Here is a 20,194-nt window from a genome sequence, read left to right on the forward strand (position 1 = left end):
GTAGAAGCCGCTGTTGCGAGTCTGCGGGATGGCAAATGTGACCTGCCCGGACCGCATATTAAGAGTCTTGGGTTTGAAACCGTTCGCGTAATCCAGACGATTTTTGGAGCGTTCGTAGGCCCCTGCATTTAGGAAGTTCTCTCGTTCCAATTTCATGGCCTCGTTCATCGCGAGCCTGAAAAGATCCATCAAAAAATCGGGTCCCTGCTCAATCAGGGCTTTCAAAATTGTCGGGTCGAAACTATATTTGTTTTCGGAGTTCTCCATAATTGATTCCTTTTTGATTTGTGGTAAAACCAAAAATAGGATGTGGAAACTCCACTTTTTGTTTATAGGGCCCTAAACGGGCCTTTTTTCATGAATTATTGATTTTACAGAACGAAACTTACATCTTCATCAGATTGCTTCTGCATCCGATTTGATTACATTTGCCAGCAAGGTGAATGGCGGCGAAGCTTCTGCTTGTGCAGAATTGATTGCCGACATCTATTTTAACGGTGAATCCCAAACTGCAGTGATGTCCAGCCTAAAAGACGATAAGTCTGGCCTGAAGGACGGCTGCGCCCTCAACGAATGGATTGGCATTGGCACAGAATCTGTAGCTTTCGAAGGCTCCATTGACGGAAAGAACCATTCCATTTATGGCCTGTACGTCAGTGGCGGTAATTATCCTGCTCTTGTTCGCCGCGCAGTCAAGTCTGCCAGCATTAAAAATCTCGCCATTGAAGATTCTTACTTCAAAGTAACTGGTTGGGATGGAGGCGCCTTTATTGGAGACGTTGTCGGTGATAAGTCTATAAACGATGTCAAGATTGATAATTGTTCCTTTAAGGGTGTTATTTACTCCGCTTCTGGATCCACAAAGGTTGGAGGCCTTGTAGGTGGTGTAAGTCGATACGATGCGGGAAATCGTAGCTACTATTATCCCTCTTTGACAATCACAAACTGCTACAACGCTGGTGAAGTTCTTGGTTCTGGTAAAAATGTCGGTGCTCTCGTTGGTTACGTTGATAACAGCGTTTCCTTGACCATCGAAAATAGCTACAACATCGGTACTGCCATTGCCGTTGTTGGTGCTTCTGATGCTTCTGCAGGTACAATCACTTTTAACAACGTGTCTTGCGTTGGAACGAATTGTGGTGTCCTTTATAAGGAGGGCTCGACAACAAATAAAGTGACTACAAAAGGCTCTGGTGTGAATGTCGCTTCCTCCGAAGCTGACGTTCTGGACAAGGTTGTGGACGGTATGTCCACCGACGCAGATGCTCTCAATGCTTTCTTTGAAAAGAACGGTAGCGGCATTGCCTTTGAAGAAATCACTTTGTCTTCTGGCAACAAGGGTATCATGGCTCTGCTGAAGCCCACAAAGACCGGCTCCTCTGCTGAGTTCTCTGAAGATGTTGATTTGGTCATTCCTGCAGATGTGACCGTGGATGTGGACTCAATTTCTTTGGATCGCCAGTACAAGGCTGGTGTAATGTCTACTGTGATGTTCCCTTTCAATATTGAGGCGAAGTACGTAACTAATGCCCGTTTCTATGAATTTAGTGGAGTGGCTCAAGTTGATAAAGACGGCAATCCCTTGGACGTTTGGGAAGTAGGCATTCGTCCTCTTTGCGAAGGGGCTGAATACAATCCGTCTACGGATTGCGTTGCCGAAGATATGCTCTATGCCAATCATCCTTACTTGGTGAAGATTATTGGTGAACAGGCTTCTTTGCAGTTTGCGTCTTCTGAAAAAAGAGGAAAAACAAAACTGACTATTGTGAAGACAGTTGGTAGTAACTTGAACGTTGTGGATGGACTTTGGAAACTTCAGGGAGTCTATGCCGCAAAGAAGTGGCTTGAAGGTGACTCCGAATTGGGTAACGTTTTCGGTTATACTTACAAGGCTGGCGAAGAAACATTCGTGAATGGTAAATTCATCAAGGTCGGTAAGAATTCTTCTATTAAATCAATGCGAGCCTATCTGTATTATGATAGACCTGCCTCTTCTCCCAAGCCTGCTTTGATGAGGTCCACTGCTGTAATGTCTACTGTAGACGTTTCTGAATTGCCATCTAACATGAAGGTCTGTATACGTGATTATGTGGTTCCTGAAAAGAAGGTGGAATCCATTCCTGAAGGAATTGATGTACCTGGTTCTGAATCTGGAGATTCTTCGGAAGAACAGAATCCGCAGGAAGGAACTCTGGGCCTCACGAATGCAGTAATTCCTTCCAGCATCATTAAGTCTGATAGTTGGTTTGATGCAACTGGTCGTAAGATCAATAAACCCAAATCTCAGGGCGCATTCATCAAGAATGGTCAGTCGGTTATCGTCAAGTAGGGGGGTGTAAGATGAATAATGAAATTGAAAAGAAAGAATACGTAGTTCCCCAGATGACTGTGATTGATTTGGAAACGGAGGCTTGCCTTCTTAGCTGTTCTGGGTCTGAAGGTGGAATTGATTGTTACGAAAATATTGAACTTGAGTAACGTCATTAAAGAGGTTCCCTATGGACAAAATCTATCGTTCTGGTATTGGTTTTGATGTGCATAAGCTGGTGGAAGGCCGCAAGTGCATTATCGGTGGTGTGGATATTCCTTACGAAAAGGGCCTGCTGGGTCATAGCGATGCGGACGTGCTGCTTCATGCCATTAGTGATGCTCTGCTGGGCGCTGCTGGTTTGGGCGACATCGGCACCTACTTCCCGGATACGGATCCTGCGTTCAAGGGGGCCGACAGCTTGGAGCTGCTTCGCCGTGTAGGCGAAGAGGTCGCCAAGGAAGGCTACGACATCATCAACATCGACGCGATTGTCATGTGCGAACGCCCGAAGGTGAATCCCCACAAGGACCAGATGAAGGCTAATATCGCCCGAGTGCTGGGTCTGGACGTAAAGCAGATCGGCATCAAGGGTACCACCACTGAAAAGTTGGGCTTTACCGGTCGCGGGGAAGGGATTGCCTCCCAGGCAGTGGCCATGGTCCGCTCGAAATAATCGGTACGTTTTTTCACATTTCGTACAATTCAATCTCCCGATGGGTCTCGGGAGATGTTTTTTTATTTGTTGCATTTTACTCCCCCTTTACGGATTTTTTTCCCGATTTCTATATGGCGCTTTTCAAGCGCATATAGGGCGGCTCAAAAATACAAGTGCAAGCACTTGTGCTTTATTCGCCTTTTTCTATATTTTCTTAAACACTGATTGAAACAAAAAACGCTGTGAGCCCGGACTAGCTGAAAAGCAGTGATGATGATCCGATAACGGCGCTAAACTGGCCATGAATGTTGGCCAAAAGGAAAATATATGCCCGCTGTGGACATGAAATTGGCTGTGCTGACCCTCCTGGGTTGCCTCGCACTCCTGATGTTCGGTATGAAGACTATGTCTGAAGGTCTTCAGAAGCTCACCGGAAACACTCTCCGTACCATGCTCGGTACCATGACTAAACACCGTGTAATGGGTGTGGCTACTGGTACCGCCGTGACTGCGACTATTCAGTCTTCTACCGCTACTACCGTCCTTACTGTAAGTTTCGTTAACGCTGGTCTGCTCACATTGAAGCAGGCCATTTCTATTATCATGGGCGCCAACATCGGTACCACCATCTCCGGATGGATCATGGTGCTGGGTTTCAAGTTCGACATGCTTTACCTGGTGTACCCCTGCTTCGTGCTGGGCATCATCCTGAGTTACACCAAGAAGAGCAGCACCAAGAGCTTGAGCGAATTCCTGTTCGGTCTGGCATTCATGCTGTTCGCCATTACCACCCTGCGTACCACCGGCGGTTCCATGCATCTGGGCGATATTCCTGCGGTGCAGAACTTCGTTGCTGCCTGCGGTAACTTCGGCTTCTTTAGCACCTTGCTGTTCCTTTTGATCGGCGGTATTCTGACTATGTGCGTGCAGTCTTCTGCCGCGGTCATGGCAATCACCTTGATACTCTGCTCCAGTGGCGCTCTAGAGATTTACCAGGGCATCGCGCTGGTGATGGGCGAGAACATCGGTACTACGGTGACTTCCAACGTGGTGGCTTTGAGTGCTTCTACCCAGGCTCGTCGCGCCGCACTTGCTCACTTGCTGTTCAATATGTTCGGCGTGGTTTGGGTCCTGTGCGTGTTCCATCCCTTCATCAACATGGTTTGCTCTCTGGTGGGCTTCGATCCTAGCTTCAAGCCTTCTACTCCCGAAGAAATCAAGGCTGCTCAGGATGGCGTCACCTTCGCCGTGGCTGGCTTCCATACCATGTTCAACGTGGTGAACGTGCTGATCCTCATCTGGTTCATCAAGCCCATGGAAAAGGTGATCTGCAAGATTATCAAGGACAAGCAGGAAGACGACGAATTCCGTCTCAAGTTCATTAGCGGCGGTATTCTTTCTACTGCAGAACTTTCCCTGTTCGAAGCTCGCAAGGAAATCGTGCTCTTCGGCGAACGCTGCAAGAAGATGTTCAACATGGTTCCTGAGCTGCTTACCACCAAGGACGAAAACGAGTTCAACAAGATCTTTACCCGCATCGAAAAGTACGAAGGTATTAGCGATAGCATGGAAGTGGAAATCGCCAAGTATCTGAACAAGGTCAGCGAAGGCCGCCTGTCCAGCGAAAGTAAGTCCACCATCCAGTCTATGCTTCGCGAGATTTCCGAAATGGAAAGTATCGGCGACTCTGTTTATAACATGGCTCGCGCCATCAACCACAAGTTCCGCAGTAAGGACGACTTCACCGAAGAACAGTATGGTCACATCAACCATATGGTGGAACTTTGCAACACCGCTCTGGACTACATGATCGAAGTGGAAGAAGGCAAGCCGGGTGCAGACTACAACCGTTCTCGCAATATCGAAAACGAAATCAACAACTACCGCAAGGGCCTGAAGGAACGTAACGTTGCCGATATCAACGACAAGAAGTACGATTACCAGATGTCCGTCCATTACATGGATGTGGTGAACGCTTGCGAACACCTGGGCGACTACGTGATCAACGTAGTGGAAGCTCATGTGAACAAGAAACGCATCGCTTAATTCTTGCTGTTTGTAAAATAACGGAAATAGAAAATGGAAAAGTCCCCTCACGGGGGCTTTTTTTGCGCCCGGGGGTATTTTGACACTTCTGTGACATTCTTTTATGCTATATTCCCTATACTTAAGTCAAACAGGGCCTTTGGGACCCTCAACCAAAAACGAGCCGGACTGCCGGCTATAGATTGGAATTAGAATTATGGATTTTTCTGCGATTATTGCTGAAGAACTGAACCTTGAAGTGTGGCGTGTCTCTAAGGCACTGGAATTGATGGACCAGGGTGGTACCATCCCCTTTATTGCCCGTTATCGTAAGGACCAGACGGGTACTTTGAACGAAATTGAACTGCGCGACATTAGCCATCGCCGCGACTACCTCCAGGAACTGACCGACCGTAAGGAAACCATCCTGAAGAGTATTGAAGAACAGGGCAAGATGACTCCGGAACTGAAGGCTCAGATTGAGTCCTGTAAGGATAAGACCCTGCTGGAAGATATTTACGCTCCCTACAAGCCCAAGAAGCGCACCCGCGCAACCATCGCTAAGGAACTGGGCCTGGAACCTCTGGCTCGCCTCATGTGGGCTCAGGAAGAACAGGGCAACACTGCCGAACAGATCGCTCTCATTTACCTGTCCGAAGAAAAGGGCCTGGCAGATCCCAAGGCTGCTCTCAAGGGCGCTTGCGACATTCTGGCCGAAGAAGTGGCCGACAATGCAGAATTCCGTCAGTACCTCCGCGCCGCTGTAGAACGTGAAGGTAAGATGTTCTCCAAGGTCAAGAAAGATTTTGAAGGTCAGGAAACCAAGTTCAAGGACTACTACGATTATAGCGAACAGGTGTCCAAGATTCCTAGCCACCGTATGCTGGCTCTCCGCCGTGGCGAAAAGGAAAAGGTGCTGCGCCTTTCCATCGAAGTTCCCACTGAAGAACTGGTGGGCTACCTGAAGTCCAAGATTATCAAGGGGCAGACCACTTGGACCCCGTATCTGGAAGCCATGTGCCAGGATGCCTGGGACCGCTTGCTTGCTCCCAGCATGGAAAGCGAAGTTCGCCTGCTCCTGAAGGATGCTGCCGAAGAAGAAGCTTTCAAGGTGTTCTCCAAGAACCTGCAGGACGTGCTGCTGGCCGCTCCCGCTGGCCACAAGGCTGTGCTTGCTCTGGACCCGGGTTTCCGTACTGGCTGTAAGGTTGCAGTGCTGGACGAAAACGGCAAGTTCATGGATCACGGCATTATCAAGCCTCATGAACCCTGGAACGACAAGGCTGGTTCCGCTGTTTATCTCATGGGACTCATCGACAAGTATAAGGTGGATCTCATCGCTATCGGTAACGGTACCGCTAGCCGCGAAACGGATGCTTTCTGCGCCGAAATGGCTGCAAAGTTCAAGGGCAAGGTTCCGCCCCGCGTCATCGTGTCCGAAGCTGGTGCTTCCGTCTATAGCGCAAGCATGATCGCTATCCAGGAATTCCCCAAGGAAGACGTTACGACCCGTGGTGCTATCTCCATCGGCCGTCGCTTGCAGGACCCGCTGGCTGAACTGGTTAAGGTTGACCCGCAGTCCATTGGCGTGGGTCAGTACCAGCACGACGTGAACCAGCGTGAACTGAAGAAGCGTCTGGACGAAGTGGTGGAATCTTGCGTGAATATGGTGGGCGTGGACGTGAACAGCGCTTCTGCTCCGCTCCTGTCTCATGTTGCAGGCCTCAGCAATACTCTTTCCGAAGCTATCGTCAAGTATCGTGACGAAAACGGTGCCTATGGCAGCCGCGAAGACTTGAAGAAGGTGAAGGGCTTCGGTCCCAAGGCTTTCGAACAGGCCGCTGGCTTTATGCGTATCCCGGGCGCTGAAAACCCGCTGGATGACTCTGCAGTCCATCCCGAAAACTACGCACTCATCGAAAAGATGGCCGAAAAGGTGGGCGTACCTGTGAAGGAAATGGTGGGTAACGCCGAAGTGGTCAAGGGCATTAATCTTGAAGAATTCCTCTCCGATAGCGTGGGTAAGGAAACCTTGAACGACATCCTGAAGGAATTGAACAAGCCCAGCCGTGACCCCCGTAAGGAATTCCGTTACGCAAAGTTTGACGACAAGATCAAGGAAATCAACGACCTCATTACCGGTAGCTGGATGGAAGGCGTGGTGACCAACGTGGCTAACTTCGGTGCCTTCGTGGACATCGGCGTTCATCAGGATGGTCTCGTACACGTTTCTGAAATCAGCGACAAGTTCGTGGAAGACGCAAAGACCGTTCTTACCGTCGGTGACGTGGTGAAGGTCCGTGTGGTTGCTGTTGATGCCAAGCTGAAGCGCATTAGCCTGTCCATGAAGACGGAACAGGTGGATGGCGTTGCTGGTGCAGGCGCTAATGGTCCTCGCGGCCAGCGTGTTGGCGGTCCCCGCGGTCAGGGCGGTCATGGCAACTTCGGTGGTCGTGACAATCGCAATGGTCGCCCCCAGGGTGGCATCCAGGGCCATGCAACCATCGCCGATTTGAAGGCTCAGATTGCAGGCAAGAGCAATGGCCAGCAGAAGAAGCCCGGCAATGCTCAGCCCGCCAAGATGAATTCCCTTCTTAAGAATGCTCTTCGCGGCCTTAAGTAATTCCTGAGCGCAGCGAAGGAACCAAAAAGAACCTGAGTTAACCCTCAGGTTCTTTTTTTTTGCGAAAAAAACGGGACTTTTATGGCGAAGTGTGTAAATATTATGTGTAATTTTCATCACTTGCTTTAGTATTCGTTGGTAAAATTCTATTAAAACTATTGTTAAGTGTGTAAGAATTATTTATTTTGGGGTTATGAGTATTGCACTGGAACATTTGTTTGACTACGATGACTTCAGAAAATTCATGCAGGATTATTTTGAAGAGCAGAAGAAAATGCGCGCCGTTTTCTCCCATCGTTTCTTTGCTGCCAAAGCGGGATTCAGCAGTAGTTCCTATTGTCTGAATGTGATCCGCGGTCGATTCAACCTGACCCACAAATCCATCGAAAAGCTGGCCAAGGCCATGGATTTCGAGCCGCTGCAGAAGTCCTACTTCGAGGCTCTGGTGCAGTACAACCAGGCGGATCAGGTGAACGAACGTGAGTCTGCCTGGGAGCAGATCCAGCAGATTCGTAAGCAGATTGAATTTACTCACGTCACTACCCGAGAGCAGGCGTATTTCAGCCAGTGGTATTACCCGATCCTGCGCGAACTGGCGGTTAGCTCCGACTGGAATGGCGACTACATGAAACTTGCCCGCCTGGTGGAACCCCAGATTACTACCGACGAGGCCCGCGATGGCGTCAAGTGCCTGCTGGAATGGGGCTTGCTCCAGGAAGTTCCCCAGGACGATGGCTCTGTCCGGTACGAAGAAAGCGCCCAGATGTTGGACGCCTCCCGCATTCCTCCCATGGCCCTGCGCAAAATTCGTCGCGAATACATTCAGCACGCCATTGGCGCCGTGGAGTCAAAGCCCAAGGATGAGCGCTTTGCTGCCTTTACCACCCTTGCCATGAGCGAAAGTTCTTATAATTATGCGGTAGAGGTGCTGGAGGAGGCCCGCAAGAAGATTATTTCCCGAGCCGCCAACGACACCGAAGTGGAACGCGTTTACGAGATGATGGTGGTGGCTTTCCCCATGAGCAAAAAGGTCAAGGAGGCAAAAGGATGAAAATGCTGAATTTGAACCATAGGTTTTATGGGCTTCTGGTGCTGACCGCCAGTGTTTTTACTTCCGCTTTAGTGGCCTGCTCCGATGGCGGGGCGAATGACGTTGGGCCTACTGCAGGCGGCGTCACGGATATTGGAAATTCCATTGCCTCCGGTGTTGTGCTGGATGTGGACGGCGCGCCGGTCAAGGGCGCTCGCGTGGTTGCCTATTATGACAGCTGGACGCAGGCTTCCATCAAGGATTCTGTAGAAACGTTCTCCGATGAAAACGGCAAGTACGAACTGAAGGTGGACAGCACCGCTGACTACATGCTGTTCGCTTCCGCTGGTGAAGACTGCGGTATGGTTCTGGCATCTTCCGACGATGCGGGCTCCATTACCGTGGGCCCCCGCAGGGCTTATTCCGGACAGATCGCTACACGCCGTACGGGTACAGTCCGTATTGTGGGTAGCGACGTGACTACATCTCTGGATGGTGACGGCTACTTCATCTTCTACGATATGCCGCGGGGCGATATCGTGATTACCTATGCGGATACTCTGGATGGATCTTCTGAAGGAGACCGCCTGAAGGCTCGCATCCAATTTAAGACTGAAGGCAACAAGAGCATTTATGTGCTGCCCAAGATGGACTTCATGGCGCAGGATAGCAGCTGGTTTGCAGTAGCCCGTATGGAATACTACCGCGAAGACGGTTATGACGGAATCCTCATTCTGGGCCCCGTCGATACCACCGCTGCCGATGATGCAAATCTGGTTGCCTATCTAGCTATGGATGGTTCCGAAAAGGTATTCGATAACGATACTACCGAAGCAACGGAAGTAGAATACGTGGACGGCATTTCCGGCAAGGCCATCCTGCTGAAACAGGGGCAGTTTATTGACCTTGATACTCTGGACCCAAGTGCGGGTGACTTTACCATCTCGCTGTGGACCAAGTGGAATGGACCTAACGGAGAACACCAGATTCTTGCCTCCCAGCGGGCATACTGGAGCGATTCCACCTCCAGATTCCAGTGGCACTTCGAAGGCAACAACGAGGAATTCGTCGTGCTGAAAAGCCAGCCCGCCTATCCCGAGGGATTTGCCTTCGGTGATGCCTCCATCGTTCCTGTTGGAGAGTGGGCGAACCTAGTGCTTGTTTCTAAGGATGGCATGGTCAGTATGTACGTGAATGGCGAAGTGGTGACCATGACGGATGCTGAAGGAAACGAAGTGACCGCTCAGGAATTCGTTCCCAATGAATTGGACCGCAAGGTGCCGCTCCGCATTGGCGGTAACGAAATTGACGCCGAAACCTGGAATGGCGCCCTGGACGAAATCCGCATCGAAAACATCGCCCGCGATCCCCAGTGGATCAAGGAACAATACCAAAAGATGAAATAAAAAAAGCCTCCCCCGAGTGGGAGAGGAATCCAGAGGAGGGCGCCAAGCCCTCCTTTGCATCTCATTAAGCTTCGATAAAAAAAGAACCTCCCCGAGTGGGGGAGGAGTCTGCGACCTCCCGCGAAGGGGAGTGGTCCAGGGGAGGGTGCATAACCCTCCCATGCATCTCAAATAAAAAAGCCTCCTCCTGAGCGGAGGAGGAGTCCAGAGGAGGGCGCTAAGCCCTCCCATGCATCTCAAATAAAAAAGCCTCCTCCTGAGCGGAGGAGGAGTCCAGAGGAGGGCGCTAAGCCCTCCTTTGCATCTCATTAAGCTTCTTCGAACTTAATCACGCCAGCGGGGCAGCCTGCAGCTGCGTCCTTGATAGCGTCTTCGTTAGCAGCGAGATCAGCGTCAGCCTTAACCTGCATCTTTTCGGGAACAGTGAAAACTGCGTCGCAAGTAGCTTCGCAAGCACCGCAGGAAACGCATTCGTCGCTAGATTCGTCCAGCCAAACCTTAGTAATAGCCATATTATACCTCTTTAGGGGTTGTTAATGTTTGTGTCTGGGATAAATATAACAAAAAAATGCATTGAGGGATGGCAATGTTTTTCTAAATTTTTGTCCAACCTAACATGTAAAACTCAACCTAGTGAGGACATCACAAAAAATGAAAAAAGTGGTCGTAAAAATTGGTGGCAGCTTGGCTATTGACGAAGCAAAGTTGGCCGATTTTGTGGCAGCAGTATCCAAGCTTCCGGCTATGGGCTGCCAGGTCGCCGTTGTACACGGTGGTGGCAAGGACATTAACGAAAACATCGCCTTGCTGCGAGAACAGCCCACTTTTATTGATGGCCTCCGAGTAACTACACCCGGCATTATGAAGATGGTTGAAATGACCCTGTCTGGTCACGTGAACAAGAAACTTGTTCGCATGCTGGAAAGCAACGGCTGCGATGCCGTGGGTATTTCTGGTGTAGATGCCAAGCTTTTCGAAGTTGAAAAGAAACAGGGCAAGGTTGATCTTGGTCTGGTGGGCGAAGTCAAGAAGGTTAATACCAAGATTGTGGACGCCCTGTGGTCCGCAGGCATTGTTCCTGTGGTGAGCCCCATTTCTATCGGTCCCGACGAAAATGGCAACAACGTGAGCTGGAACGTGAATGCAGACACTGCCGCAAGCGAACTGGCTGTGGCACTTCAGGCTGATCAGTTTGTGCTGGTAAGTGATGTTCCGGGCGTTCTGGATGGCGAAAAGAAGGTGATCCCCGAACTTTCTGAAAGCGATGCCGAAAAGCTCATTGAGGATGGCGTTATTAGCGGTGGTATGATTCCCAAGGTCCGCGAAAGCTTTAAGTCTATCCGACGAGGCCTCAAGAGCATTCATATCGTAGGCTGGAAGGATGCGGAATCCTTCATCAAGCAGATCAACGGCGAACATAACTACGGCACTATTCAGCGCTAGTTCGCAACCACTAAATGTCATCCCGAGCGAAGCGCCAAGGGCGCGAAGTCGAGGGATCTAGAAGGAATTAAAAATGTCTTTTATTGATCAAGATAAGAACGTCATTGCCCCGCTGTATGGCAAGGCTGACATTGAAATTGTAAAGGGTGAAGGCTCTTACCTCTTTGACTCCAAGGGCGACAAGTATCTGGACTTCGTTGCAGGTATTGCTGTGAACGCTCTGGGTCATCAGAACAAGGCCATCAAGGAAGCTGTGGTAAAGCAGATGGATAGCTTCAACCACATCTCCAACCTTTACGTGAATATGCCCCAGGTTGAACTGGGCAAGAAGCTTTTGGAAATCACTGGCTTCGACAAGGCTTTCTTCTGCAACTCCGGTACCGAAGCTAACGAAGGTGCCATCAAGTTTGCACGTAAGTATTTCGATCGCAAGGGTGAAGCCAACAGGCAGAAGATCATCACTTTCGTCAACAGTTTCCACGGCAGAACTTTCGCTGCTCTTTCTGCAACCGGTCAGCCGGCTCTGCGTCAGGGTTTCGGCAACATGCCGGGCGACTTCGTTCATGTGACTTGGAATGACTGCGCTGCATTGAAGGCTGAAGTCAACAAGGACACCTGCGCCATCATGCTGGAATCTCTGGCAGCCGAAGGCGGCGTCATGACTTTGTCTGCAGAAATGGTTGAAACCATCAACAGCCTCCAGAAGGAATTCGGTGTGCTGGTGATTGTCGACGAAGTTCAGGCTGGTTGCGGCCGTCTGGGAACTTTCTTCGGCTTTGAAAAGTATGGCCTCAAGCCGGATCTGGTAACTATGGCTAAGGGCATCGGTGGCGGCCTCCCGCTGGGTGGCGTATTGCTCCGTCAGTACATTGCTGACCAGCTGAAGGCTGGCGACCACGGCACTACTTTCGGTGGCAATCCCATCGCTTGCGCTGCGGGTCTCGCAGTTGTCAATCAGGTTTCTGAACCCGCTCTCCTGAAGAACGTTGCCGAAAGGGGCGCACAGATCCGTACCGCTCTTGCAGCTCTTAAGGCCAAGTACAGCTTCATCAAGGAAATCCGCGGCGAAGGCCTCATCGTAGGCGTTGCTCTGGACGATGCAATGCCGGTAGGCAACGTGGTTGCAGCCGCTCGCGCAGAAAAGCTGATGGTTCTTTCTGCTAAGGGTAACGTGCTCCGTATGCTGCCTTGCCTCAACGTCAGCGCCGCTGAAGTTGACGAAGCTATGGCTAAGCTTGATAAGGCTTTCGCCGCAGTAGCTAAGTAATTGCGATTACCAAGTGGTTTAAAGAAGGAGTCCGCACCGCGGGCTCCTTTTTATATGGATTATACATGAAAAACAAAAAGTCAGACCTTGATGGTCTGACTATTTGTTTTGAAAATCTCTCCAGCAAACCGGAAAGGAGTCTAGAGGAAAACCAGTGGGTTTTCCTCTACAACTTATTAGTGGGGGCTTGTCTTGCTACAGGAGCCAGTTCGCCGTGCTTGCGGAACAGGTGCTTCACCAGAGTCTTGAAACCGCGGAACACACGGTAGCGTTCACGAGGATTCTTGATGGACATAATACCCTGACGGATGATGTAGCTGGGGCGGAGGTAGAACTCACGACGAGCCTTGTCGCAGAAGTCCACCAGAGCCTGGCTAGTCAGTTCGCCACGCTGGATGGTCGTACGGTGGAAGCCGTCCTTGTCCAGCCACTGGTTGTAATCGCGAGACTTCAGGGCGCCGGATTCCAGAGCTTCCTTGTAAGCTTCGGTACCGGGATATGCCATGATGGGGTAGAACTGAGCCGTGTTGGGATTCAGCTGCTTGGCGTAATCCAAAGTCATGCGCAGAGTTTCGGGAGTGTCGCCGGGGTTACCCACCATGAAGCAACCGTGAACCAGGAGACCTGCCTTACGGGCGTTCTTAGTGAATTCCACGGCCTTGTCCGTGTTCTTGATACCCTTGTGGATCTTTTCCAGAACTTCCGGGGAAGCGCTTTCAAAGCCAACGCACATTTCGCGGCCGCCTGCCTTCTTCATCAACTTCAGAAGGTCCAGAGGAACGTCTGCGCGGGCGTTGCAGCTCCAGGTAATCTTGAGGCCACGTTCCAGAATCAAGTTACAGATTTGACGAACGTGTTCGTGACTTGCGGTAAAGGTGTCGTCTTCGAAGAAGACTTCGCCCAGGTCCTCGAAGTTTTCCTTGATGTACTGCAGTTCGTCCACCACGTCCTTCGGATCGCGACGGCGGAACTTGTGACCGTTCAAGGTCTGAGGAATGACGCAATAGCTGCAGTGGTTGGGGCAGCCGCGACCGCTCAAAATCACAATCAGCGGGTTCAGGTTGGCGCCATAGAAATACTTCTTGTAGCAGCTGTAGAGATGCTTGCGGTAAACCTTGGAGACCCAGGGAATTTCATTAAGATTCTCGATCTTGGGACCTTCGGGCTGGAAGTCCACCTTGCCTTCCGCAGTGCGGTAGGCGAGACCGGGGAACTGACCGATAGCGGCAGCACCTTCGTCGCCACGGAGGGCGCGGGCCAGGTTGCGGCTGGTGTAGTCCGCTTCGCCGATAATCACGTAGTCCAGGGACGGTTCCATTTCCATGGATTCCAGGGGCTCTGCTGTGGCGTGGGTACCCATGATGGCTACCTTCACATTGGGCATGGCTTCCTTGATGGCCTTGACTACCTTAAGGTCGTTAATAATGCTGGGGGTACTTGTACTGCAGATTACAAGTTCGGGACCGAACTTTTTCATGCCTTCCAAGGTCTGGGGGAGGTCCAGTTCCATAGCGGGGCTATCGATGAGCTGAATTTCGTTGCCGTCGGCTTCACAGACGCCTGCGGCATAGCTTAAGAACATGGGCCAATAAAGGGTACTAGACTTCGTTACACAGGGGCTGCGAGATTCGCGGCTGAACATGGGGTGGAACGGAGGGTTCAAAAAAGTAATATGCATAATCCATCGCAAAATACATTATTATAGCGGTTTTAGCTACATTTTAAGCAAATGAAAACCTTTTTTTGCGCTCTATTAATCGGTGTGACTTTCGCAACGGCACAGGATGTCCCTCTGGACACGGTCAAGACCCTTTTCCCCGATGGATCTGTGGCTCGCGTATACACCGTCCAGAAAGGCACTGACGTGCGTCATGGAAAGTCCGTTACCTACCATCCCAACGGAAAGGTGGCGGTGGAGGCTCCCTACGTCAACGGTGTGTTGGACGGGGTGTTCCGTAGCTACTTTGAAAATGGAAATCTGTGGCAGGCCATCGGCTATAGAAATGACACCGAAGAAGGTATAAGCACGGTTTTCTTTGAAAACGGCAAGAAGAAAAAGTCCGAGGTTTATCGGGCTGGAATGCAGCATGGCATGAGTGAGGAATTCAGCGATAAGGGAAAGCTGCAACGTCAGATCCCTTACGTCATGGGGCAGGTGCATGGGGTTGCCAAGGTCTATGACGAGAATGGGGCGGTGTCGGAGGAAATGACCTTCGAACGCGGGCTCCGCCATGGGTCTTACCGTAGGTATAAGAAGGGCCTCAAAATCTTTGAGGCCAAGTTCGAGCGGAACCGCTGCATAGAAAACTGTGACTTCTAGATGCAAGGGGGCTTTGCCCCCTTGGAACCCCCATCGCATTGCGGCGGCTTCACAAGTGCCTTGCACTTGTTTGCCTTGCCCTGCTCGTTGAGTGGGAGCGGAGCTCCCTACTCAAATTTTCGCTGGAATAGAAACTTCTGGAAATGTTAAGATGCAAGGGGATGCTACACGTCCACAAAGTGGATAATTCTCACTAAGGGCTAAAGCCCTAAGTGTTCATTTACCTTGGAACCCCCGTCGCATTGCTGCGGCTTCACAAGTGCCTTGCACTTGTTTGCCTTGCCCTGCTCGTTTGAGTGGGAGCGGTGCTCCCTACTCAAAGATTCTCGATGTTCTTGTTGGCGGGGTGCCTGCTTAAATTTTAAAGCGGTCGCGGGCGTTGAAGAGTTCTATGCTCTCGGTGTCATGGCCGATGACATTTCCGTCTTCATCGTAGATGTGGGTAATCTTGTATGGATCTAGCCCCTCGATGGGTTCGATGCTATCGCAACCGTATACTTTGATGGTCCGCAAGTCCGTGAAGGTTCCGTCTTCCTTGATGAAATCCCTGCAGTAGTAATCGTTGGAATAGATGCAGTCGATGATACGGCGATTTGAATCCGTGTGGATGACGTAGTGATGGCAGTAGGCGTCTGTGCAGCCTGCGCCAAAGACTCTGACAGTCCTTTCGTCGTATTCGTACCAGCGGGATTTGTTGGGCGGGATGAACTCCCTAAGAAGCCTGTCCTCGATGTACTCGTGTTCTTCCTTGCGATCCTCTTGGGACGGGTCTTGTTCAGGTCCGTCCTTTGCGGGTTCGTCTTTCGCCTCTCCACCGTTATCTGACGAGCAGGCGGCGAACATCGCTAGGACCGCTATGGCAGATGTGGTGATGAAGAAACTAGGCAGATTCACTTGGAGCTAGTCCTTGTCCTGTATGGTTTTCTTCTGGGGCTTGATTCCCTGCCAGACCATGAAGCCGATGAACAGCACGCCGAATCCAACCAGGGCCATTGCCAATTCAGAATTGTACTTCTCGATGATATCCTTCTGGCCGTGTGCCATATAGCCGAGAACTGCAAGGACGGTATTCCAGATGGCGGCGCCCAGGAATGTAAACAAAGTAAATGGCAACAGCTTCATTCCGGCGAGGCCTGCGGGAATGGAAATCAGCTGGCGGATGACGGTGATCAGGCGGCCAACGAAGGTGGAGATAACACCATGATCGCGGAAATACTTTTCGGCTTTTTCCACCTTGGAGGTGTCCAGCAGGAGAAAGTGACCCAGGCGGCTGTCGGCGAACTTATAGATAATCGGACGGCCCAGGAATTTAGCCAGGTAGTAGTTGATGTAAGCGCCGATCAAAGCACCGATGGTTGCGAACAGCACGATCAGCACGATGTTCAGTTCGGAGCTGGGCTGCAAGGCCTTGTATGCTGCAGGAGGAACAACCAGTTCGGAAGGGAACGGCACGAAGGAACTTTCGATGGCCATCAGCAGGGTGATGGTTCCGTAGTTGAGATGTTCGTTGTACCAGTCAATAATTTGGTTGTAAATGCCGGTGCTTGCGGTCGCTTCTGCGGCCACCTGGCTTACTGCGGTAGTATCTGCAGCCATCAGGTTTGCAGTGAGCATAAGGACTGTAAGGGAGCAAATCAACAAAAAGTTCTTGTTCTTCATAATGAGAGCAAATATAGAAAATAGGGTATTAGCTTGTAACAAAAAAGCGAGACTCTCTTGAGCCTCGCTTTTTAATATTTAGTAGAAGTTACTTTTTCTTCTTGCCCTTAGCAGGCTTCTTTGCAGCCTTCTTCTTAGCGGGTTTCTTAGCTGCCTTTGCCTTTGCCTTGGGCTTCGGTGCGGGAGCTTCTTCAACTTCTTCCTCATCATCGTCTTCTTCGTCATCGTCGAAGGAGGTGGTGGGGACGTTGTAACCAGCAGGAGCCGTGTAGCCGGAAGTTGCAGGTTCTTCTGCGGGTGCCGGTTCGGGTTCGCTAGTCTGGTGTTCCGGTGCGACGTTGGTGTTGGAAGCGTCAGTCTGATATTCAATCATGGACTGTTCTTCGTTGGTGTTCATCTTGAGAGCCTGTCTTGCTTCGTAGATGTACTTACCGTTGGGGAAACGCTTCAGGTAGATTTCGTAGTCCTTCTTGCGGCCGCTAGCCTTCACCAGTTCAAAGATGCCGGTTTCAGCTTCGTCACGGAAGGCTCCGTTAGGATTGTCGCTCAGGTAAGCCAGGTATGCCTTGAAGGTGTTCTGTGCCTGGATGGCGCGGAACTTATCGTAGTCGCCCAGACCGTTAAGCTTTGCTTCCACTTCGGCCCTGCGGGGAGAGTCCGGATAGTATTCCAGGAACATCTGGAGCATTTCGGGGTCGTTGGATGCCATGACCTGGTCGAAACGAGAATCTTCCTGACGGACCTGGTAAGCCTGGATTTCGATCTTGCCGCTATCCAAGGTTGCATAGAGCTGTTCCTTGGTGGCCAAGTCTGCGGGGTGGCAGAAGGCCAGGTAGCTTTCCAGCACGTCAGCGAACTGAGTCTTGGTGTAAGCTTCGCTCATGTCGGGCAGCTTGCCGTCATCGTCCAGATAGAAGCGGTAGTCGCGTTCGATAGCCATGCAGTCCCATTCAGTGATGGTGTCCTTGACTTCGCTATTTTTGCGCAGGACGTCATCGCGGTCATGGAGCTTGTAACGCATCTTGCGGTCACGACGGCTTTCACGGCCGAAGTCCAGAGACAGTTCCAGACCCACTCGTACGGGCCACTTGTATTCGATCTTGTCGAAGAACAGGTTGGAGTAGGGAGAGGGGCTAGCGTCGTGGTCTTGCTTACGTGCCTTAATATCTTCGTATGCCAGGAATTCCTTACGAACGTTGATGCCGATCTTCAGGTCTACGTCCTGGAACACTTCGGTGATGCGATATTCCAAAGCGCCGGATACAAATGCGGTATTGACGTAGTCGGTGTACGAAGTGGTATTACCGCTATAGTCGTCATAGAAAGAGAAGAAGTGGAAACCAAAGCCACCCAGGACTCTAAGATCAAGGTCGCCAGCCAGGTTCACAGTGAAACCTGCCAAGACGGAGGGGGCATAGGTCATGAAAGACAGTTCACGGTCGTTCTGTTCGCCCGGACGGTCCTCGCCGTTAGCCTTAACGGTGTACTTGGGGCTATCCTCGATGGTGCCCATCTGGAAGGAGTTGACCTCAAGGCCCAGCCAGAGGGTAAACGGAATATCCGCTTTCCAGAACGGAGTAATCAGCGGAGACCAGAGGAAACCTGCGGAAACAGGAACAGTAAAGACGTCGGTGTCGATTCCATCGTCCAGGAGGTCGTTATCACCCTGGAAGTTCAGGAAAGCGGGTTCACCTTGTAAGTACAGCTGAGTATGCCAATTTGAACGTTCAAAGTCGGCTGCATAAAGAGCTGTTGCCAAAGCGGACAATGTTAAAAATATTCTACGCATCGGTCTAAATTTAACTTATCTCTTGATTGGGTGAAAATAAAAAATGAAAATATTGGGTCTTTTTGGCTTCTTTTAGAAGGAAAGTGCGAATCCAATGGCAAACATGGCGGCACCTAACCCTAGGAGGGAGCCTCCAATGACCATTTTCTTGTCGCCGTCATCCACCAAATCATGGTTCTTTTTCACCAATTTCTGGAAGTTTTCTCCATTGGTGGTGGCGGATCTGCTCAATTCGTCTTTGACGTAGCCTGCGTCATCATAGTCCTGATAGGCCAGGTAGGAGAATAGGGCTCCAATCAGGACCGGAGCGATGGAGGATCCCATAAGGGTTTTCCCTACAAAGATTTTCTTCTTTTCCTTGATCCATTCTTGCTGATTGATGAGCTCCGTGGGGTCGTTGATGGGCGTCATTTGGACTTCCACGGAGGTCCGTTCCATAGGGGCTGCGTAAATGGAAATAGTGGTGTCGCGGAAGCCTTCCTTGCGGAACTGTACGGTGGAAATGCCCGGCTCGTAGAGGGTGAACTTGCTGGGCGTTTTTCCTACGGCCCTTGAGTTCTTGGTAATGGGGGTGGATCCTGCAAAGATTTCCACACCTTCGGGAACGGAAGTGATGAAAAGTTCGGGCTTTGCCTTGGCTAGTTTCAGGGCGACCTTGCTGGTGTCTCCTGGAATAATCCTTACGTTACTCTTGGCTGCCCAGATATGCCTATCCACACTCCAGTGTGCGTAAATGAGTACCTTGCCTGTGTCTAGAGTGGCGAAGGTACAGGGCGTCTTGCAGATGGCGTCGTGTCCCGCTACTTCCAGGGTGGCGCCATCCGGATTGGATTCTACGTGGATGTAGTTCTTCGACTTCTCGTTATTGTTCTTGACCTGGATGCCCTGGAGTTTGGCAAGGAACTGACTGAGCCTGTTCTTCTCGATAGCGTCGTTGATGGCGGTGAATGTAGAGAGAGTCATCTTGGCGGTGTGTACGGTATCTGCCGGCGTCGAGGCGCTGTCCGTGGGATTGACTTCGCGGTTAAAGATTGTGTGGGAAACCTGAATGGTTAAGGAATCCTGGGCCTTGGCTGCGGTAATACTTCCCTGGAATACAGATGCTGCACCATAATGGAAGAGGGAATCACGGATACAGCCCTGTTCCCTACAGTATCCAAAATCCGTGCGCTTGGCGATGATGACGGGTGTCCCCTTTTCCTGCAGGAGACGAATCGTTAAGTGATTTAACTGGTCTGCTAAAACAGAGTCGATGGAACGTCTTTCCAATGCGACAAAAACGTGCTTGCCTTCAACAGAGGAAAGGAACTGGTAGGAATCGGAATAGGCGTTCTGTGAAGTCTGGATGGCGGAAGAATCTTCCTGTTCAGACGTGGCCGCGGAATCATTCTGTGCGGGGACGGGTTCGGAATTCTGTGCGGTGTTGAGCAGATCGTTCCCCTGTTCGTCCTCAATACTCTTGAAGCGGTTCTTCAGGATTTTTACGACAGTGAACTTTCCCTGGATGATGCCTCCAAGGCTTACGGTATCCTGATGGACGCCGAGGAACATGGCGTTTTGCTTGGCGCCGTTGACCAGTTCCACATTGGCACGAACGCCGGGAACTTCCTGGGCGTACAAGAAGGCGGTAACAAGAAGGAGTATAGATAAGAAGAACTTGTTCATG

At 50.8% G+C, this 20,194-nt stretch carries 17 protein-coding genes; 10 read left to right on the forward strand and 7 right to left on the reverse strand.

Going from position 1 to position 20,194, the window contains the following annotated elements:
* Positions 1-267: transposase (locus BUB59_RS02760; protein WP_200778795.1), on the reverse strand; the 267-nt coding region annotated here is incomplete at its 3' end.
* A gap of 151 nt (positions 268-418) precedes the next feature.
* Here BUB59_RS02760 and BUB59_RS02765 point away from each other — a divergent pair.
* From BUB59_RS02765 to BUB59_RS02790, 7 genes are all read left to right on the forward strand, one after another.
* Positions 419-2,329, forward strand: coding sequence for a hypothetical protein (locus tag BUB59_RS02765; RefSeq protein ID WP_073225426.1), 1,911 nt, complete (start codon positions 419-421; stop codon positions 2,327-2,329).
* Positions 2,330-2,340: 11 nt separating this feature from the next.
* On the forward strand, positions 2,341-2,478 hold the full coding sequence (locus BUB59_RS15310; protein ID WP_159433315.1) for a hypothetical protein: 138 nt from the start codon (positions 2,341-2,343) through the stop codon (positions 2,476-2,478).
* Between the two features lie 20 nt (positions 2,479-2,498).
* The gene (ispF, locus tag BUB59_RS02770) at positions 2,499-2,984 is read left to right on the forward strand and encodes a 2-C-methyl-D-erythritol 2,4-cyclodiphosphate synthase (protein ID WP_073225427.1); all 486 of its coding nucleotides are present in this window, start codon (positions 2,499-2,501) and stop codon (positions 2,982-2,984) included.
* Between the two features lie 309 nt (positions 2,985-3,293).
* Complete coding sequence (locus BUB59_RS02775; protein ID WP_234979907.1) at positions 3,294-5,012, forward strand: Na/Pi cotransporter family protein; 1,719 nt, start codon at positions 3,294-3,296, stop codon at positions 5,010-5,012.
* Between the two features lie 196 nt (positions 5,013-5,208).
* Positions 5,209-7,614: a Tex family protein gene (locus tag BUB59_RS02780; protein ID WP_073225429.1), complete on the forward strand. Its 2,406-nt coding sequence runs from the start codon at positions 5,209-5,211 to the stop codon at positions 7,612-7,614.
* A 193-nt stretch (positions 7,615-7,807) separates the two neighbouring features.
* Positions 7,808-8,665 carry a TIGR02147 family protein gene (locus tag BUB59_RS02785; protein WP_073225431.1) on the forward strand — a complete coding sequence of 286 codons (858 nt, stop codon included), beginning with the start codon at positions 7,808-7,810 and terminating at the stop codon, positions 8,663-8,665.
* Positions 8,662-10,050, forward strand: a complete 1,389-nt coding sequence (locus BUB59_RS02790; protein ID WP_083540143.1) for a LamG-like jellyroll fold domain-containing protein — start codon at positions 8,662-8,664, stop codon at positions 10,048-10,050. The genes BUB59_RS02785 and BUB59_RS02790 overlap by 4 nt, the downstream gene beginning before the upstream one ends.
* 308 nt (positions 10,051-10,358) lie before the next feature.
* Here BUB59_RS02790 and BUB59_RS02795 read toward each other — a convergent pair whose 3' ends face one another.
* Complete coding sequence (locus BUB59_RS02795) at positions 10,359-10,562, reverse strand: ferredoxin (RefSeq protein ID WP_073155492.1); 204 nt, start codon at positions 10,560-10,562, stop codon at positions 10,359-10,361.
* A gap of 139 nt (positions 10,563-10,701) precedes the next feature.
* Between BUB59_RS02795 and argB the strand changes: the two genes are divergently transcribed.
* Complete coding sequence (gene argB, locus BUB59_RS02800) at positions 10,702-11,493, forward strand: acetylglutamate kinase (RefSeq protein WP_073225434.1); 792 nt, start codon at positions 10,702-10,704, stop codon at positions 11,491-11,493.
* Positions 11,494-11,566: 73 nt separating this feature from the next.
* On the forward strand, positions 11,567-12,760 hold the full coding sequence (locus BUB59_RS02805) for an aspartate aminotransferase family protein (RefSeq protein WP_073225436.1): 1,194 nt from the start codon (positions 11,567-11,569) through the stop codon (positions 12,758-12,760).
* Positions 12,761-12,926: 166 nt separating this feature from the next.
* On the opposite strand, the gene BUB59_RS02810 is transcribed toward BUB59_RS02805, so the two are convergent.
* Positions 12,927-14,438 carry a B12-binding domain-containing radical SAM protein gene (locus tag BUB59_RS02810; RefSeq protein WP_073225437.1) on the reverse strand — a complete coding sequence of 504 codons (1,512 nt, stop codon included), beginning with the start codon at positions 14,436-14,438 and terminating at the stop codon, positions 12,927-12,929.
* A 51-nt stretch (positions 14,439-14,489) separates the two neighbouring features.
* Between BUB59_RS02810 and BUB59_RS02815 the strand changes: the two genes are divergently transcribed.
* Positions 14,490-15,080, forward strand: a complete 591-nt coding sequence (locus BUB59_RS02815; RefSeq protein ID WP_083540144.1) for a toxin-antitoxin system YwqK family antitoxin — start codon at positions 14,490-14,492, stop codon at positions 15,078-15,080.
* Between the two features lie 354 nt (positions 15,081-15,434).
* Here BUB59_RS02815 and BUB59_RS02820 read toward each other — a convergent pair whose 3' ends face one another.
* The 4 genes from BUB59_RS02820 to BUB59_RS02835 all read right to left on the reverse strand — a co-directional run bounded on the left by BUB59_RS02820 (position 15,435) and on the right by BUB59_RS02835 (position 20,193).
* Positions 15,435-15,974 carry a hypothetical protein gene (locus BUB59_RS02820; protein ID WP_073225440.1) on the reverse strand — a complete coding sequence of 180 codons (540 nt, stop codon included), beginning with the start codon at positions 15,972-15,974 and terminating at the stop codon, positions 15,435-15,437.
* A 6-nt stretch (positions 15,975-15,980) separates the two neighbouring features.
* Positions 15,981-16,739 (reverse strand): DedA family protein, encoded by a 759-nt coding sequence (locus BUB59_RS02825; RefSeq protein ID WP_083540145.1) that lies wholly within the window; start codon positions 16,737-16,739, stop codon positions 15,981-15,983.
* A gap of 88 nt (positions 16,740-16,827) precedes the next feature.
* Complete coding sequence (locus tag BUB59_RS02830) at positions 16,828-18,528, reverse strand: tetratricopeptide repeat protein (RefSeq protein ID WP_143160196.1); 1,701 nt, start codon at positions 18,526-18,528, stop codon at positions 16,828-16,830.
* 72 nt (positions 18,529-18,600) lie between these two features.
* Complete coding sequence (locus tag BUB59_RS02835; RefSeq protein WP_073225443.1) at positions 18,601-20,193, reverse strand: PEGA domain-containing protein; 1,593 nt, start codon at positions 20,191-20,193, stop codon at positions 18,601-18,603.
* Position 20,194 lies beyond the last annotated feature (1 nt).

The organism is Fibrobacter sp. UWEL (assembly GCF_900142535.1).
Lineage (GTDB): Bacteria > Fibrobacterota > Fibrobacteria > Fibrobacterales > Fibrobacteraceae > Fibrobacter.